The 17,534-nt window shown below is 72.9% G+C and carries 14 protein-coding genes; 7 read left to right on the top strand and 7 right to left on the bottom strand.

Going from position 1 to position 17,534, the window contains the following annotated elements:
• Positions 1-22: 22 nt before the first annotated feature.
• Entirely contained in the window at positions 23-3,316 is a 3,294-nt protein-coding gene (gene ileS / locus BMZ30_RS04180) for an isoleucine--tRNA ligase (protein ID WP_093375303.1), read from the bottom strand.
• A 295-nt stretch (positions 3,317-3,611) separates the two neighbouring features.
• Positions 3,612-3,809, bottom strand: coding sequence for a hypothetical protein (locus BMZ30_RS04175; protein ID WP_093375301.1), 198 nt, complete (start codon positions 3,807-3,809; stop codon positions 3,612-3,614).
• Between the two features lie 296 nt (positions 3,810-4,105).
• On the opposite strand from BMZ30_RS04175, the gene proC reads away from it, so the two are divergent.
• The 4 genes from proC to BMZ30_RS04155 all read left to right on the top strand — a co-directional run bounded on the left by proC (position 4,106) and on the right by BMZ30_RS04155 (position 7,979).
• Positions 4,106-4,933 (top strand): pyrroline-5-carboxylate reductase, encoded by an 828-nt coding sequence (proC, locus tag BMZ30_RS04170; protein ID WP_093375299.1) that lies wholly within the window; start codon positions 4,106-4,108, stop codon positions 4,931-4,933.
• A gap of 122 nt (positions 4,934-5,055) precedes the next feature.
• Positions 5,056-6,099 carry a putative F420-0 ABC transporter substrate-binding protein gene (locus BMZ30_RS04165; protein WP_229828259.1) on the top strand — a complete coding sequence of 348 codons (1,044 nt, stop codon included), beginning with the start codon at positions 5,056-5,058 and terminating at the stop codon, positions 6,097-6,099.
• A gap of 3 nt (positions 6,100-6,102) precedes the next feature.
• Positions 6,103-7,158 (top strand): putative F420-0 ABC transporter permease subunit, encoded by a 1,056-nt coding sequence (locus tag BMZ30_RS04160; protein WP_177191269.1) that lies wholly within the window; start codon positions 6,103-6,105, stop codon positions 7,156-7,158.
• A complete protein-coding gene (locus tag BMZ30_RS04155; RefSeq protein WP_093375759.1) occupies positions 7,155-7,979 on the top strand; it encodes an ATP-binding cassette domain-containing protein in 825 nt (274 codons plus the stop codon). Before BMZ30_RS04160 ends, BMZ30_RS04155 begins: the two co-directional genes overlap by 4 nt.
• Before the next feature lie 6 nt (positions 7,980-7,985).
• Here the strand turns inward: BMZ30_RS04155 and BMZ30_RS04150 are convergent, their stop codons facing one another.
• Entirely contained in the window at positions 7,986-9,413 is a 1,428-nt protein-coding gene (locus BMZ30_RS04150; RefSeq protein ID WP_177191268.1) for an MSCRAMM family protein, read from the bottom strand.
• 217 nt (positions 9,414-9,630) lie between these two features.
• Here BMZ30_RS04150 and BMZ30_RS04145 point away from each other — a divergent pair, with 217 nt between their 5' ends.
• Positions 9,631-10,215, top strand: a complete 585-nt coding sequence (locus BMZ30_RS04145; RefSeq protein WP_093375295.1) for an SRPBCC family protein — start codon at positions 9,631-9,633, stop codon at positions 10,213-10,215.
• Between the two features lie 23 nt (positions 10,216-10,238).
• Here BMZ30_RS04145 and BMZ30_RS04140 read toward each other — a convergent pair whose 3' ends face one another.
• From BMZ30_RS04140 to BMZ30_RS04130, 3 genes are all read right to left on the bottom strand, one after another.
• A complete protein-coding gene (locus BMZ30_RS04140) occupies positions 10,239-10,655 on the bottom strand; it encodes a CoA-binding protein (protein WP_093375293.1) in 417 nt (138 codons plus the stop codon).
• A gap of 2 nt (positions 10,656-10,657) precedes the next feature.
• A complete protein-coding gene (locus BMZ30_RS04135) occupies positions 10,658-10,993 on the bottom strand; it encodes a YciI family protein (RefSeq protein ID WP_177191267.1) in 336 nt (111 codons plus the stop codon).
• 74 nt (positions 10,994-11,067) lie between these two features.
• A complete protein-coding gene (locus BMZ30_RS04130) occupies positions 11,068-14,772 on the bottom strand; it encodes a TM0106 family RecB-like putative nuclease (protein ID WP_093375289.1) in 3,705 nt (1,234 codons plus the stop codon).
• A gap of 75 nt (positions 14,773-14,847) precedes the next feature.
• Here BMZ30_RS04130 and BMZ30_RS04125 point away from each other — a divergent pair, with 75 nt between their 5' ends.
• On the top strand, positions 14,848-15,897 hold the full coding sequence (locus BMZ30_RS04125; RefSeq protein ID WP_093375287.1) for a zinc-dependent alcohol dehydrogenase family protein: 1,050 nt from the start codon (positions 14,848-14,850) through the stop codon (positions 15,895-15,897).
• A gap of 44 nt (positions 15,898-15,941) precedes the next feature.
• Positions 15,942-16,547: an HhH-GPD-type base excision DNA repair protein gene (locus BMZ30_RS04120; protein WP_093375285.1), complete on the top strand. Its 606-nt coding sequence runs from the start codon at positions 15,942-15,944 to the stop codon at positions 16,545-16,547.
• A 14-nt stretch (positions 16,548-16,561) separates the two neighbouring features.
• Here BMZ30_RS04120 and BMZ30_RS04115 read toward each other — a convergent pair whose 3' ends face one another.
• Positions 16,562-17,500, bottom strand: coding sequence for a 2-hydroxyacid dehydrogenase (locus BMZ30_RS04115; protein WP_093375283.1), 939 nt, complete (start codon positions 17,498-17,500; stop codon positions 16,562-16,564).
• Positions 17,501-17,534 lie beyond the last annotated feature (34 nt).

Raw genomic sequence — 17,534 nt, 5'->3', positions numbered from 1 at the left:
GCGTCGCGGGAGTCGGGTGCGCTCACAGGGTTCCTCCGTCGTTCGCTGCGGTGCCGGCGGAGTCATCCGCGCGACGGGTCACGCGGACCTCGAGCGCGTCGCCGGGGACGACGTCGAGCGAGAGCGCGAGGGTCTCGGACCGGATGAGGTCCGCGAACGTCTCGACGGCCTCGACCTGGGCGGCCGGCACGACGAGAGCGAGGTCGATGCGGTCGGCCACGTGCAGGTCCGCCGCCTTGCGCGCGTCCTGGACCTCACGGACGACGTCGCGGGCGAACCCCTCGGCGACGAGCGCGTCGGTGAGCGTCAGGTCCAGCACCACGAAGCCACCACCATCCAGGACCGCAGCACCCACTGCGCCCTCGCCCTGCTCAACGACGGTCGCGACGTCGTACTCGCCCTCCTGCAGCGGCACGTCGCCCTCGGGCGTCTCGAGCACGACGGCGCCGTCGTGGTCCTCGCGCCAGTGCCCGGCCTTGGCTGCCTTGATCGCCGACTGGACGCCCTTGCCGAGGCGCGGGCCCGCGGCGCGCGCGTTGACCGTGAGTCGACGGGAGATGCCGAACTGCTCGGCCGCGCCGGACTCGAGGCCGACGAGCGCGACGTCCTTGACGTTGAGCTCGGAGGCGAGCAGGTCCGTGTAGGGCGCGAGCGCCGTCGGGTCCTCGACGACGACCGTGAGGCGGGCCAACGGCTGGCGCACGCGCAGCTTGTTGGCCTTGCGCACCCCGAGACTCAGCGAGCACGCTGCCCGCACCCGGTCCATGGTCTCCACGAGCGCGTCGTCCGCGACCAGCACGGCGTCGTCCTGGGCCGGCCAGTCGGTCAGGTGCACGGAGCGCCCGCCGGTGAGCCCGCGCCAGACCTCCTCGGTGAGCAGGGGCGCGAGCGGCGCCATCACACGGGTCAGGACCTCGAGCGCCGTCCAGAGGGTGTTGAAGGCGTCGGCGTCCTCGTCCCAGAACCGGTCCCGCTGGGTGCGCACGTACCAGTTGGTCAGCACGTCGAGGTGCTCGCGCACCGTCTCGCACGCGCCGGCGATGTCGTAGGCGTCGAGCTGCTCCGTCACGACGCGGACCAGGCGCTCCGAGCGGGCGAGCAGGTAGCGGTCCATCACCGGCAGGCCGGCGACCTCGTCGGGCGTGACGCGGCGCGCCTCGTAGCCCGCACCGGCGTTCGCGGCCCCCGCGTAGAGCGTGAAGAAGTAGTAGGTGCTCCACACGGGCAGCAGGACCTGCCGCACGGCGTCGCGGATGCCGTCCTCGGTGACCACGAGGTTGCCGCCCCGTAGGATCGGCGAGCTCATCAGGAACCAGCGCATCGCGTCCGAGCCGTCGCGGTCGAGGACCTCGGAGACGTCCGGGTAGTTGCGCAGCGACTTGCTCATCTTCCGGCCGTCCGAGCCGAGGACGATGCCGTGCGACACGGCCGTGCGGAACGCAGGGCGGTCGAACAGCGCCGTGGCCAGGACGTGCAGCGTGTAGAACCAGCCGCGGGTCTGCCCGATGTACTCGACGATGAAGTCGCCCGGGTGGTGGTCCTCGAACCACTCGCGGTTCTCGAACGGGTAGTGCACCTGCGCAAACGGCATGGCGCCCGAGTCAAACCAGACGTCGAGCACGTCCGGGATGCGGCGCATCGTGGCGCGGCCGGTGGGGTCGTCCGGGTTGGGTCTCGTGAGGGAGTCGATGAAGGGGCGGTGCAGGTCCGTCACGGGCACGCCGAAGTCCGCCTCGAGGTCCGCGAGCGAGCCGTAGACGTCCGTGCGCGGGTAGGCGGGGTCGTCGGACACCCACACCGGGATCGGTGTGCCCCAGTAGCGGTTGCGGGAGATCGACCAGTCGCGGGCGCCGGCCAGCCACTTGCCGAACTGACCGTCCTTGATGTGCTCGGGCGTCCAGGTGATCTCCTGGTTGAGCTCGACCATGCGGTCGCGGAACTGCGTGACCCGCACGAACCAGCTCGACACGGCCTTGTAGATCAGCGGGTTCCGGCAGCGCCAGCAGTGCGGGTAGGAGTGCTGGTAGGTCTCGTGACGCAGCACGACGGCCCGCTGCTCGGGCGCGGTGCGGGCGAGCGGCCCTGTGCCGTCCTTGAGGTCCTTGATGACCTGCGGGTTGGCGTCGAACACCTGCTGGCCCGCGTAGTCGGGGACGGCGACGGTGAAGCGGCCGCGCGCGTCGACGGGCACGACCGGGTGGATGCCCGCGGCGTCGCAGACGGCCATGTCGTCCTCACCGAACGCGGGCGCGAGGTGCACGAGGCCCGTGCCGTCCTCCGTCGTGACGAAGTCCGCCGTGAGGATCTGGTGGGCCGCCGGGTTGGACGTGGCGTCCTCGGCACCCGCGACGTGCCCGCCGTCGGCGAAGTAGTCGAACGGCGGGGTGTAGCGCCGCCCAGCGAGGTCCGCTCCCGTGAGCGTCCGCACGACGTGCGCGGCCGGGTCCTCGCCCAGGTCGAGCTCCTTGGCGTAGGCGGCGAGGCGCGCCGCTCCCAGGACGACCTCCTGACCGGCGACGGCCGAGGCCTCCCCCGGGCGCACGACGACGTACTCGACCTCCGGGCCGACCGCGATCGCGAGGTTGGACGGCAGGGTCCAGGGGGTGGTCGTCCAGATCAGGGCGAGCTCGCCCGTCTCCATGCGCACGCCCACGGTCAGCGCGGGGTCCTGGCGCGACTGGTAGACGTCGTCGTCCATCCGCAGCTCGTGGTTGGACAGCGGCGTCTCGTCGCGCCAGCAGTACGGCAGCACGCGGTAGCCCTCGTACGCGAGCCCCTTGTCGTGCAGCTGCTTGAACGCCCAGATCACCGACTCCATGAAGGTGACGTCGAGCGTCTTGTAGTCGTTCTCGAAGTCGACCCAGCGCGCCTGGCGAGTGACGTACTCCTCCCACTGGTCGGTGTACTTCAGCACCGACTCGCGGCACGCCGCGTTGAAGGTGTCGATGCCCATCTCCTCGATCTGGGACTTGTCCGTGATCCCGAGGATCCGCTCGGCCTCGAGCTCGGCGGGCAGGCCGTGGGTGTCCCAGCCGAAGCGACGCTCGACCCGCTTGCCGCGCATGGTCTGGTAGCGCGGCACGACGTCCTTGGCGTACCCGGTCAGCAGGTGACCGTAGTGCGGCAGGCCGTTGGCGAACGGCGGGCCGTCGTAGAACACGAACTCGTTGCTGCCCTGCTCGCCGGCCGGACGCTGGTCGATCGACGCCTGGAACGTGCCGTCCGTCTGCCAGTGGGCGAGCACCTCGCGCTCGAGCGAGGGCAGGTGCGGCGAGGCGGGGACGACGCCGTCGGGGCGGTGCAGGGGGTAGGCCATCGAAGTCTCCTGGTGCGGGCGGGCCGGCGGACGGTGGTAGGTGCTGCTCGTCTGCGAGGACGACGCCGGTCACGACTGCTCGTGCTCCTGCGCCGCGGTACCACCCCGCTTGCCCTGCTCCGCGGCGCCTCACGGCGCCCGGTGGCCTGGCCACTCGTCCGGCTGTGACGGGCCGCTCCCGTCCGGTTCTACTGGGGCCCGCGGTGCGGGCCTGTTCTTCCGGAGGCTCACCGGTGATGGCCGGGTCGACGCCTGTGGCCCCATGGTAGCCCGACCAGCGGTGGCGTCCAGCGGTTCAGCGCGGACGCCGCCGGCTGAACGCGCCGATGTCCCGCGCCACGAGCTCCTCGACCGTGGCGGGGCCGGGGTGGTGGCGCGAGGTGAGGACCTCGGCCTCTGCGGCGGCGACGGAGGGCGCGGGCACGGGGCGCCGAACCGTGCGGGCGACGGGACGGGTGCGGGACGAGGGTGCGGTCGGGGCGGGAGCGAGCATGGGAGCGTCCTGGGGGTGCGGGCGCGCCGGGACGGCGCGCGGGTCGGCGGGTCGGAGGCGGGGGCCTCAACAACACGCAGCCGGGCAGCGGACCGCTGCCGGCACGACGGACGCCGCGACGATGCGCGTGGCGGTCCGGGTGCTCATGGTGAGGATCATGCGGCGGTGGCCGGGAGACGCCAAGCAGCCCGCCCGCATGTCCGCATGCTGGAACGCGCGGTGGCCTGGTCGTCGTCGCCCGCCCTTCCTGCGCGCCCTAGGGTGGTCGGAAGGCAACGGACGAGGGTGGGACGGACATGAAGATCGGCTTCCTGGGTGCAGGGAACATGGCGACGGCGATCGTGCGCGGCGCCGTCGAGCACGACGTCGTCGCGGGCGGCGACGTGCTCGTGTTCGACACCGACGCGGCAAAGGCAGGTGACCTTGCGACGTCGGTCGGCGGCTCCGCCGCGTCTTCTGCCGAGGAGCTGGCCGGGGCGGTCGACGTCCTCGTGCTGGCGATCAAGCCCCAGGTGTTCGCCGCGGCGCTGCCGCCGCTCGCCGGGGTGATCGCGGAACGCGGCACGCTCGTCGTCTCGATCGCGGCCGGAACGCCGCTCGCGAAGATCGAGGGACTGCTCGGTGCGCCCGCCGTTCCCGTCGTGCGGGTCATGCCGAACGTCAACGCGATGGTCGGGGCGGGCATGGCCGCGGTCACGGGCAACGCCGCCGCCACCCGCGCGCACGTGCAGACCGTGCTGGACCTCTTCGACGCCGTCGGCACCGCGATCGAGCTCCCCGAGCAGCAGTTCGCGACCTTCACGGCGATCGCGGGCAGCGCCCCGGCGTACGCCTACCTGTTCATCGACGCGCTCGCCCGCGGTGCGCTGCGCGCGGGCATGCCCAAGGACCAGGCCACGCGCATCGCCGCCCAGACGGTCCTCGGCAGCGCCCGGATGGTGCTGGAGTCCGACGACGCCCCGTGGGTCCTGATCGACAAGGTTTGCTCCCCCGGCGGAACCACGATCGCGGGCCTCATGGCGCTCGAGGACGGAGGCTTCGTCTCGACGGTCGTCGACGGCGTCCAGGCCACGATCGACAGGGACGCCGAGCTCGCGGGTCCCCGCGACGGCGGTGCGCGGTAGCCTGGAGGCGATCTCGGACTCGATTTGGTCCGACGGAGCGGCCAGAGCATTGGGCCGCTGGTCCGCTGGCACGCAGGTTCGCGCGCCCCGCCCGTCGTCCCCGCGCCTCCTGGAGATCCTCCGTGCCCCTCACGTCCCGCCGCCGCACGGCACCCGCACTGCTCCGCACCAGCGCCGTCGTGGCGCTCGTCGCGCTCGGGACCGCCGCGTGCAGCGGCACCGAGTCGCGGACGCCCGAGGTGACGAGCGAGCCGGTCGAGACAGCCGGCCTGGCGCTCGGCAGCAGCACCTATCCCCTGACGCTCGACAACTGCGGGACGCTCGTGACGTTCGAGGCGGCCCCGCAGCGCGTCGTGACGATCAAGTCCGCCACCACCGAGATGCTCCTCGCCCTCGGCGCCGGGGACACGATCGTCGCGACCGCCTACCCCGACGGCCCGGCGCCGGAGCCGTACACCGCCGAGGCCGCGGCGATCCCCGTGATCTCCGACCGCGTGCCCGGGCAGGAGGCGGTGCTCGAGCAGGAGCCTGACCTCGTCTACGCGGGGTGGGAGTCGAACTTCGCCGCCGACGGGGCTGGCGAGCGAGCGGCGCTCGAGGCCCTCGACGTGCGGACGTTCGTCGCGCCGTCGGCGTGCAAGGGCGACGGCTACCGGCCCGCCCCCCTCACGTTCGACGACGTGTTCGGGGAGATCGTGATCGTCGGTCAGGTCTTCGACCGGGCCGAGGAGGCGGCGGCGCTCGTCACCGAGCAGCAGGCGGCCCTCGAGGAGATCGTCCCCGACGACCGCGGCCTCACGGCCCTGTGGTTCTCGTCCGGCTCCGACACCCCGTACGTCGGCGGGGGCACCGGAGCGCCGGCACTCCTCATGGATACGGCTGGCCTGACGAACATCGCGGCGGAGATCGACGACTCCTGGGGGCCGTTCGGTTGGGAGCAGGTGGCGGCCGCCGACCCCGACGTGATCGTGCTCGTCGACTCCCCCTGGAACAGCGCGGAGAAGAAGATCAAGGTCCTCGAGGAGGGTCCGCTCACCTCGAAGCTCACCGCCGTGCAGGAGCAGGCGTACGTCGTCATCGACTTCCCCGCCACCGAGGCCGGGGTGCGCACGGTCGACGCCGCCGCCCAGCTGGCCCGCGACGTCGCCACGCTGGGACAGGACTGACCCGTGCTCAGGCGAGCACCGGCGACGGCGGCCCCGGCGGGGGTCCGGACGCGGGCCGGCCTGACGGTCGCGATCGTCGTCGGCCTCGCCGTGCTCGTCGGCTCCGTGCTGCTCGCCGTGCTGATCGGGCCCGCCGACCTCACGGCGGGTGAGGTCTGGGCGTCCGTCGCGCACCACCTGGGACTGGGGCCCGCGCCCGTGCAGCCGCTGCGTGACGCGATCGTCTGGGACGGCCGCCTGCCCCGGACGCTGACCGCGGCGGCGGTCGGGGCAGGGCTCGCCGTCTGCGGGGCCGTCATGCAGTCGCTCACCCGTAACCCGCTCGCGGATCCCTACCTGCTCGGGCTGTCGTCCGGCGCCTCGCTCGGTGCGGTGCTCGTCCTGGTCGTGGGGATCAGCGCGGCGCTCCCCGTGGCCGCGTTCGTCGGGTCCGGCCTCGCGCTCGTCGCCGCCCTCGGGCTCGCCGGCGCCCTCGGGGCGATCACGCCCACGCGGACGATCCTCGCCGGTCTGGCGATCAGCCAGCTGTGCGCGGCGGGGACGAGCTTCGTGATCTTCTGGTCGGCGACCGGGGACTCCTACCGGGAGATCCTGTCGTGGCTGCTCGGCTCGGTGGCCGGCGCCAGCTGGACGTCGGTGGCGGTCACCGCCGGGGCGCTCCTGCTGCTGGGCACACCGCTGGTGCTCTCGGGCTCGGTGCTGGACGCCTTCACGTTCGGCGATGCGGCCGCGAGCACCCTCGGGCTGCACGTCACGGCGGTGCGCTGGGTGATGCTCGGGGCCGTCGCGCTGCTCACCGGCGCGCTGGTGTCGCAGTCGGGGTCGATCGGTTTCGTCGGGCTGATCCTGCCCCACGCCGTCGGCGCTCTGACGGGGCCGCGGCACCGCGCCCTGCTGCCCGTCGCGGCCATCGCCGGCGCCGTGTTCCTCGTCTGGGCGGACACGCTCGCGCGCACGGTGTTCGAGCCGAGGGAGCTGCCGGTCGGGGTCGTCACCGCGGCCATCGGCGCTCCCGTGTTCGCGTGGATCCTGTGGCGCGGGCGGAGGTCGATCGCATGACGTCGACGACGCAGGTGCCACGCGCGGTCCCCGCCGCTCCGCACGCTGGTGCCACGCTCGAGGTGACGGGGGCGACGTGGTCGGTCGGCGAGACGCTCGTCATCGACGGGATCGACTGCACGGTCCCCGCTGGTGCCGTGTCCGGGCTCCTCGGCCCCAACGGGTCGGGGAAGTCGTCCCTGCTGCGGGGCCTCGCGGGTGTGCAGCGGCTCGACGACGGGGGCGCGACCTTTGGTTCGGCGGACCTGCTCCGCATGCCGCGACGGGAGCGCGCCCGACGCCTGGCGTTCGTGGAGCAGGACGCCGCGCCCGACCGTCCCGTGACGGTGCTGGACGCCGTGCTCCTCGGGCGGATCCCGCACCGCTCGGTGCTCGCCGGCGACAGCGCGCACGACCGTGGCCTGGCGCGTGCGGTCCTCGGCCGCGTCGGGCTGGCTGCGCTCGCCGACCGTCAGGTCGCGACACTCTCCGGCGGGGAGCGCCAGCGCGTCCATCTCGCTCGAGCCCTGGCTCAGGAGCCCACGCTCCTGCTGCTCGACGAACCGACCAACCACCTCGACGTCGGTGCCCAGCTCTCGCTCCTCGCGCTCCTGCGCGACCTGGCCGCCGACGGCGTGACCGTCCTGACCGCGCTGCACGACCTCAACCTCGCGGCCGCTGCCTGCGACCACCTGGTCCTGCTCTCCCGTGGCCGCGTCGTGGCGGCCGGGCCCGCGCACGACGTCCTCACCGCGGAGCGCGTCCACGAGGTGTACGGCGTGCGCTGCGACGTCCTGGTGCACCCCCGGACCGGGAGGCCGCTGCTCGCGCTCAGCGAGTAGCGGGTCCTACCTGAGCGTGATCGTCCTGACGGTTGCTCCCTTGCCCTGACGCGCCGTCGCGGTCGTCGAGCCGTTGAGGTAACCGCCGACGTAGGGATCGAAGGTCGAGATCCGGTAGGTGCCTGCAGGAAGGCCCGACACGGAGTAGCTCCCGTCAGCCTTGGTGACCGCGGCGCCGACGAACCGGCGGAGCGGATCGCCCTTCACCGGACTGACCTGCACGGATATCCCCCGGACTCCCTTCCCGGCTGCGACCACCCGCCCGGAGAGAGTGGCCGCGCGCGCCGCCCGAAGATTTGCCGTGGCTCTCTTTCCCCGTTTCACCGTGACCGTCTTCGGCCGAGGCGCGGCATCAGCCCCGCGAACCTGAAGCACGTGCACCCGGTAGCGACCGCTGATCGCGCCGGGCAGACGGTAGCGACCCCGGGCGTCGGTCCTCGTCTGACCCAGCCACGTCCCGTACCGGTCGGTCACGACGACCTCAGCACGCTTCGCGCGCCCGCCCCGTGACGTCTTCACGACTCCCGAGATGACCGTGCCCGCGCCACGCGCGAACGTACCCGCGCTCGCTGTCCGGGCCCTCTTCACCTTCACCTTCCGGGACTGGTTGGTGCCGTCGAGCACGATCGTGTGCGTGCCCGCCCGCAGGCCTGTGAGCACGAACCTTCCCCGAGCGTCAGGAAGATCTGTCCCGACGATGCGTCCCTTGCTGTCGAACGCCGTGACCCCGAGCGCGTGCTTCTTCCGGACGCTCTTCGCGGCCGTGACTGTGCCGACGATCGTCGATGTTCCGGGACCGGCGTCGAGCCTGAGGGTCCGCGCGGTCGTGGTGACACCGGTACGGAGCTTCGTCGTGGTTACCGTCTGCGGGCTCCACGACGTCCAGGGGACGGTCACGGTGTACGAGTCGACCGGCAGGTTCTTGATCACGTAGTAGCCGCGCGCGTCGGTGGAGGTGTGTCCCGAGCCTGTCCGATTCTGCGCCTGGGCGTACACGACGAGCCCCTTCGCTGGCTTGCCGGCCGGCGTGAGCACACGTCCGCGGATGTGGCCCAGCTCATCGCAGACGGCGATGTCGACACTGCTGGTCTGGCCCGCCCGAACCTGGACGGGCCGAGCATCGATCTTGCGCACGGTGCCTGGGTAGTACGTCGTCAGGAACGTGTCCGCCTTCGCCGCCTCCACAAAGGCGGTGTACTCACCCGCTGCGAGGCGCTCGCGCGCGTAGCGCCCGCCGCTGTCCGTGGCGGAGCTGTCGCGGACGGACCCGGCGCCCTGGAACGAGACGACCACTCGGGGCAGTGGTCCCCCACCGGCCGTGATCGCGCCGGTCACGGCACCGTGCTCGTGGTCCGCAGCCTGTGCGGGGCCCGCCACGAGTCCCGCCAGCACGACCGCAGCGATCGCCACCCATGTCGTCAGACGCTCGATCATCGCCATCCTCTGTCCCGCGCTCGCCTGGCACCTGCTGCTGGAGCGCAACGCGCACCCGCGACGCGATCCGGAGGACCGCCACGCACAGTCTGGTCGAGCCCCACGTCGATCGAGAGCGCACCGCCCTCGATCGACGGGTGAACTTCTGAGCCGCACCGCTCACGCAGGCCTGCAACGACCCGTGGCCGGGACCGCCAACGGGTGCCAGACTCGTCGCATGGCCGACGACGACGTCCGTACCCACGAAGCCTCCATCAGCGAGGACGCGCTGCACGCGCGTACGGGCCGTTCGCGCGACGAGTGGTTCGCCGACCTCGATCGCGCCGGAGCCGCCGGCTGGGAGCACCGCGACATCGCGGACTGGCTCGTGCGCGAGCGCGGCGTCGAGGGGTGGTGGGCCCAGTCGCTGACGGTCGGGTACGAGCAGGCCCGGGGACTGCGCGCGGCCGGGCAGCGTCCGGACGGGACGTTCGAGGCGACCGGGTCGAAGATCGTGCCGCTCGGCACCGCGGCGACGTACCGGCTGCTCACGGACCCGGCTCAGCGCGCACGGTGGCTCGACATGGAGCCGACCCTGCGCGGGACCACCGAGCCGACGTCGGTGCGCTGGGACTGGCCGGACGGCAGCCGGGTGACCGTGCGGCTCGAGGACGCTGAGGGCCGCACGCGGGTCGCGGTGCAGCACCACCGCCTCACCGACGCCGACGCACTGGCCGTGATGAAGGCGTTCTGGCGGGACCGCCTCGCCCAGCTGGCGCTGCTCGAGGCCGAGGACGCCGACGACTCCGGCGCCTCGCAGTAGGCGGCACGCGCACGTGGTGCGCGCTAGGCGATCCCGAGCCGTGGGGCTTCCATCGCGGGGCACGTGTCCATGACGACATCGAGACCGGCGGCGGCTGCTCGCTGCGCCGCGTCCTCGTCGACCACGCCCAGCTGGAGCCAGACGGCCTTCGCGCCCACGGCGATCGCCTCGTCGACGATGCCGCCCGCGAGCTCCGAACGCACGAACACGTCGACGACGTCGATCGGCCCGTCGACCGAGGCGAGGTCCGGGTAGCCCCGTTCGCCGTGCACGCCGTCGGCGCTCGGGTGGACCGGGACGATCGTCATGCCGAGGTTCTGGACGTACCGCGCGACGCCGTAGGCCGTCCGTGCGGTGTTGCTGGAGAGCCCGACGACGGCCCAGCGCCCCGGGGTGGTCAGAAGCCGGTGCACGACGTCGGGGTCGTTGGCGTGGGCCATCCTCAGTCCTCCCCCTCCACCTGGCGGACCTCGATGCGCCCCGACGCGAGCGGCGCCTGCTGTGCCCAGTCGAGGGCCTCGTCGAACGTGGCGCACCGCAGCACCCAGAAGCCGGCGACGTAGGAGTCGAGATCCTCGAAGGGGCCGTCGATGATCGTGCGGTCCGGCCCGGAGAAGTCCACGACCGCCCCCGTGCTCGTGGGCTGCAGCCAGCCGGAGGCGACCAGCACGCCCGCGTCGTCGAGGATGCCCCGGTAGCGGGCGAGCACGGCGAGGTCCTCCACGCTGGGCGGTCCCTCCGGCTCGGACTCCGCCCGGAACAGCAGGACGAATCTCATGGCTCCCCCTTCTCGCGCGTCGCGACCGGGTTCGCCGCGCGCATGCGCGGGCTCCGGCCGGATCGAGGACGACGTTACGCCGTCGGCCCGCCCGTAGCACGCCCGGATTCGCATCGCTCGCAGACGGCGATGAACGCCCCGAGCTCGCCGAGCTGCTCGGGGCGCGTGGGCAGGTAGTCGGTGAGGTGCTCGCCGCGGACGACGACGGCCCTCCACTGTCCGCGCGAGATCGCGACGTTGAGGCGGTTGCGGTTGAGCAGGAACTCCATGCCGCGGGGGACGTCGTCGGCCGACGACGCGGCCATCGAGAGCACGACGACGACGGCCTGCTGGCCCTGGAACTTGTCGACGGTACCCACGCGCACAGCGCCGAGACCGGCAGCGGCGAGCTCCTGCCGGACCGTCCAGACCTGCGCGTTGTAGGGCGCGACGACGATCACGTCACTCTCGCGCAGCGGGCGGTCGACGGACGTGGCGGGGTCGCGCCAGCGCCGGCCCAGCACCGACCGCACCTCCTCGGCCACGGCGCGCGCCTCCTCGCGCGACGCCACGGCGTTGCCGTCGTGGTGCACCCGACGGCAGGTCACCCCGGGCGCGACGCCGTCGAGCGAGCGCTCCGACGTGCACGCCATCGCCTCCAGGCGACCGTCGTACGACAGCCGCGAGACGGCTCCCGCGAGCGCTGGGTGCATGCGCCACGTCCGCGCGAGGAAGTAGCCCAGCTCTGCCGGGAGGGTGTCGTGTCCGTCGGCGAGCCAGCCGAGGGCCGAGCGGTCCACGGGCTCGGGGTGGCGCCCCTGACTGACCTGCGGCAGCTGCTGAGGGTCGCCGAGGAGCAGCAGCGAACGGGCGGCGCCCGAGACCGCGATCGTGTTGGCGAGCGAGAACTGCCCGGCCTCGTCGACGACGAGCAGGTCGAACGCCTGGTCAGGCAGGCGTCGGACGTTGGTGAAGTCCCACATCGTGCCGCCGACCACGTAGCCGCCACGCTGGGCCGCGTAGAACGGACCGAAGCCGGTGTCGCCCAGCCACTGCCACGGCACGTCGTCGCGGCGGTCGGAGGCCGGGCGCTTCCCGAGCTGCTCCTGGGGTACGCCGGCGCTCGCGATGCCGTCGAGCATGTGCTCCACGACCGCGTGGGACTGTGCGACCACGCCGATCCGCCACCCGCGCCGCACGAGCTGCGCGACGACGTGCGCCCCGGTGTGCGTCTTGCCCGTGCCGGGCGGCCCCTGGACGGCGAGGTAGGAGCCGTCCAGGTCGCCGAGCGCGGCGACGATCGCGTCGGCGTACGCGTCGTTCCCCGCTCCGACGCTCGGCAGGGGCGCGCCACTGCGGGTGCGCGGCGGAATCCGGCGCAGCAGGTCCACGGCGGGGTGCGGCGGCAGCGCCGGGAGGCTCGCGGCAACGTGCTGGGCGACGTCCCGGACGGCGGCGACCAGCTTGTCCGTGCGTGGCGGCGCGCCAGGGCCGAGGGCCATCGGCAGCGCGTCGTGCGCCTCTGCCTTGGACGGGAGCCGCTCGTCGACGATCAGCACGTCCCGCACGGCGCCATCGACCTCCTCGACATCCACCTGGGTGACGGTGGCGGTCTCGAACCATCCCCGCACCCCGTCGACGGTGGTTTTGGCGGCGCCCGGCACCGGGACGTCGTAGAGGCTCCACGCGGCCGCACCGGCACGGAGCTCGCTGCCGGGCTCGAGCCGTCCGGCGAGCCGCAGCCGGCGCACCTTCGTGCGCTTCCCGGGCGGCACGTGCCACGGCTCGAGCACCTCGGCCGACCCCGGCTCGACGACGAACGTGCTGCGCGGTTCGGTCCAGTCGGCCGGGTCGCTCACGAGGCGGTCGAAGTGTGCCCACCAGAACGGCTTGTCCTCGCGGCGGTGGTAGTCCAGCGACGCCGCCAGGAGTGCGACGGCCTGCTGGTCGACGCCCCGGGGCTCGGCCCCCGCGAACGCCGCGAGCTGGTCGGCGAGCGGGTCGGGTTCAGACTCCGCCTCGGCGTCGAGGTCGGGCTCGGGCGCGGGCATCAGCGCGTCAGGGCCGGGTGTCGCAGTGCTGGGCGGGGCGCCCGGCGCGGTGCCGGCCGCATCGTCCGGCGGAGCACCGGCGACCTGGAGGAGCCAGTCACGCAGGCGCAGCGTCGACACGCAGTCGTCCTCGTTGTACCGGGCGATCGCCTCGAGCCGCTCCGCCCAAGCCGCGGTGTCCCCGCCGTCGCGCAGCGCGCAGGCGTCGGCATACTCGACGATCGAGTCCCCCGCCGTCGTCACCTCCCCGGCCCGGGCGGCCTCCATGTACAGCGGCTCGAGCTTCTTGATGGAGTACGAGCGCTGCCCGGTCCGCACGCTGCGCCGGACGGTCGCGTACAGGTCGACGAGCACGCCCGCACGGAGCAGGTCGTCGACCTCCTGCTCACCCACCCCGTGGCGCCCGGCGAGCCGCAGGAGCGCCGTCTTCTCGTAGGGCGCGTAGTGGTAGACGTGCATGCCCGGGTGCGCGGCCCGGCGCTGCGTGACATAGGCCAGGAAGTCGAGGAGCGCCTGCTTCTCCTGCGCCCGGTCGTGCGCCCAGAACGTCCGGAACACGGGCTGCGCCGTCGGCTCCTGCGGCGCTTCCACGAGCCCGAAGAGGTACTCGAGGCCCCAGTCCGCCGAAGCGTCCTCGGACCACAGCGGGTCGCCCTCGAAGTCGAAGAACACGTCCCCCGGGTCGGGTGCAGGCAGCCCGTGGATCGGCGCGGCGTCGACGACTCGGAAGACGACCCCCGTCGTCGTCTGGCTCGACACAGCGTCCGACTCCGCTGCGACTGCCTCGCCACCGCCCACCTCGCTGCCCGGCGGGTCCTGCTCCACCTGCAGAGCGGCCTGGAGACGCAGCGCCTCGAGGGTCGCGGCGCCGACGCCGTCGACGGGCACCCTGCTCGCAGCCAGCTGATCGATCGTCGTGATGCCGGCGGCCAGCAGCCGGGCCCGCTGCGTCGACCGGAGGCCTGCGACGAGCAGGACGTCTCGGTGCGACTCGACCTCCGGCGCGCACACGGCGCACCGTCCGCACGCGCGGACCGACGGTTCTCCCCACACGACGGGCGCGTCCGCCGCACGGTGGCGATCGAGCAGGCCCTCGAGCGCTGCGCGGCGCTCACGGTAGACGGGCAGCAGGTCGCGGAGCTCGTGGCTGACCGTCGACCGGTCACCGAGCACGAGGTGCACCTGGTCTGCCGGCCGGATGCCGGCCCGCAGGAGCTGGTCGGCATAGGCCGTCACCTGGAGCAGGGCGGTCACCTTGGCGTGCCGCGCGAGCTTGGTGTCGTAGACGGCGTACGTCGGTACGCCGTCGGCGGCTGCGCTCCCGGGTTCTCCGCTGCCCGGCATCCGCACGAGGAAGTCGGCCCAGCCGCCGAACCGTCCGTCGAAGAAGCCTGCCTGGAAGACGACATCCGCGCCCGCCCGGAGCACATCGAGCGTCTGGGCGTGCTTGCGTTCGAGCGCGTCGCGACGCCGACCGCTGGCACCCGCCGGCCGCTCGATGCAGGCCACTCCCGTGCCCGAGGCCCGGTCCCAGGGGCCGAACCGCGCGAGGTAGTCCTCGAGCACACGCTGCTCGTGCGCGTCGCCGAGCCGGGCGGCCCGCTCGAGCATCGCGTCCACGGGCAGCACGACGGGATCGACGCGGCCGAGCCGACCGTCGAGGGCACGCAGCAGCGCGAACTCGCACGAGGCTGCGCTGGCGAGATCCGTTGCGCTGTACACGAGGGTGTCGTCGTCGGTCAGTAACATGCTCGGAGCCTAGGGGTGACGTCCGACACACGCTCCGAGGTGAGCGCGTCCGCCCCTCTCCGTAGACTCACCGGCATGCGAGCAACAGTCCTCCACGGTGAGCGCGACATCCGCCTCGACGACGTCCCCGACCCCGCGATCAGCGCCCCCACGGACGCCGTCGTCCGGGTCGTCGCCGCATGCGTGTGCGGGTCGGACCTGTGGGGCTACCGCGGCGTCACACCGACCCGCGAGCCGCGACGCATCGGGCACGAGCTCGTGGGGATCGTCGAGGAGATCGGGTCCGCCGTCGCGCGGGTGTCCGTGGGCGACTTCGTCATCGCACCGTTCTACTTCTGCGACAACACGTGCGCGAACTGCCGCAACGGAGTCTCCACGTCCTGCCTGCACGGCGGCTGGTGGGGCTCGGACGACCGTGACGGCGTGTTCGTCGACGCCGCCCAGGGCGAGCGCGTGCGCGTCCCCCTCGCCGACGGGACGCTCGTCCCGACGCCCGAGGTCCCCGACGATGCCCTGGTGCCCAGCCTCCTCACCCTCGCGGACGTCATGGGAACCGGCCACCACGCCGCGCTCTCGGCTGGCGTGCGCGAGGGCAGCACCGTCGTCGTCGTCGGCGATGGCGCCGTGGGCCTCTGCGCCGTGCTCGCGGCCAGGCGCCTCGGCGCAGCACGAGTGGTGGCGATGTCGCGGCACGAGACCCGACAGGCCATCGCGCGGGAGTTCGGCGCGACGGACGTCGTCGCCGAACGCGGCGACGCGGGCATCGCGCGCATCAAGGAGATGTTCGACGGGATCGGGCCCGACTGCGTGCTCGAGTGCGTCGGCACGGCGGAGTCGATGGACCAGGCGATCCGGTCCGCACGTCCCGGCGGGATGGTCGGCTACGTCGGCGTCCCCAACGGCGGAGCCGAGCTGCCCATCCGCACGCTGTTCGGCACGAACGTCGGCGTGAACGGCGGAGTCGCTCCGGTGCGCGGCTACATCGAGGAGTTCCTGCCCGAGGTCCTGTCAGGCGCCCTCAACCCGGGACTCGTCTTCGACCTGGAGCTCCCTCTGGAGCAGGTCGCCGAGGCGTACGCGGCGATGGACGAGCGGCGGGCCACCAAGGTACTCCTGCGGCCATAGCTGCTCGTCAGGTCGGCGTCGGGGGTGCCTGCCATCATGGACGCATGACTCCCACACTGTGGCTCACGGGTGACGAGAACGCGGACCGCCTGCTGTCGTCGGACCCCTTCGCGCTGCTGGTCGGGATGCTCCTCGACCAGCAGGTGACCATGGAGTCCGCGTTCGCCGGGCCCGCGCTGATCGCCGAGCGCATGGCCGGGCTCGACGTCCGCAAGGTCGCCCGCGCCAACCCCGACGAGTTCGTCGCGCTCTGCTCGCAGTCGCCGGCCGTGCACCGGTACCCGCGCTCGATGGCGGGCCGGATCCAGGCGGTCGCGCAGCACCTCGTCGACGAGTACGACGCCGACGCCGCACAGGTCTGGCGAGCGCCGACGTCGGACGGTTCGGAGCCCGACGGGCGCGAGGTGCTCCGCCGCCTCAAGGCGCTGCCGGGGTTCGGGGACCAGAAGGCCCGGATCTTCCTGGCCCTCCTCGGCAAGCAGTACGGCACCACGCCGGACGGTTGGCGGGAGGCGGCCGGCGCTTACGGCGAGGAGGACGCCCGCAGGTCTATCGCCGACGTCGTCGACCAGCAGTCGCTCGACGAGGTGCGGGCGACCAAGAAGGCCGCCAAGGCCGCGGCCAAGGCGGCGAAGGCCGCGAAGGGCTGACGGCAGTCGGTCGCTCAGGTCCGCGCGACGACGTTCTCCGGCTCCTCACCCGCAAGGAGCCGCTCGAGCTGACGCCGGACCAGGTCGGCGAAGCGGGGGAACGTGGCATCGCTGCTGCCGCCGACGTGCGGCGTGATGATCACGCCCGGCGTGCGCCAGAGCGGATGGTCGGCGGGGAGCGGCTCCGGCTCGGTGACGTCCAGCGCAGCGCGCAGCCGGCCCGAACGGACCTCGGCGAGGAGCGCGTCGGTGTCGACCAGGCGGCCTCGTCCGACGTTGACGAGCAGCGCGCCGTCGGGCATCGCGGACAGGAACTCCGCGTCGACCAGACCGTCGGTGTCGTCGGTGAGCGGAGTGATCAGGACGACGATGTCGGCGGTCGGCAGGAGCGACGGAAGCTCCGTCACGGCGTGCACGTGCCCGTCGGGGGTGTCGCGCGCTGTGCTGGCGACCGGCACGACGTCGACCTTGAACGCCCGCAGGCGCGCCGCGATGGCCTGTCCCACCGACCCGTAGCCCACCACGATCGCCCGACGATCGGCGAGCGAGGACCGCATCGAGGGCCGCCAGCGCCCGGCCGGCATGTCACGGACGGCGTCGTCGAGGCCCCGCTGCGCCGCCAGGGTGAGTGCGAGGGCAAGCTCGGCCGTGCCGTCGTCGTGCACACCACGGCCGTTGCACACCGTGATCCCCGCCGGGATGTGCGGCAGCGCGTGCTCGTAGCCCGCGCTCGGGAGCTGCACGGTGCGGAGGTTCGGGAGCGCCGCGAGGCGTTCGTAGCCCTCGCGCTTGGTGAAGTAGTGCGGCACGACGACGACGCTCACCTCGGCGGGGTCGACGTCCGTGACGTCCGCATAGGGCGTCTTGAAGTCCCAGCGGATCATGCGGACGCGGTCGGCGAGGTCGGACAGGCGGGACTCGAGGTCGGCGTCGGGAACCGTGATCGTCAGCATGGCCCCATTCTCCACGGCCCCCGCCGCCAGCAAG

This window comes from Flavimobilis marinus, from assembly GCF_900113055.1.
Lineage (GTDB): Bacteria > Actinomycetota > Actinomycetes > Actinomycetales > Cellulomonadaceae > Flavimobilis > Flavimobilis marinus.
This window is presented reverse-complemented; position numbering and strand designations above follow the sequence as displayed.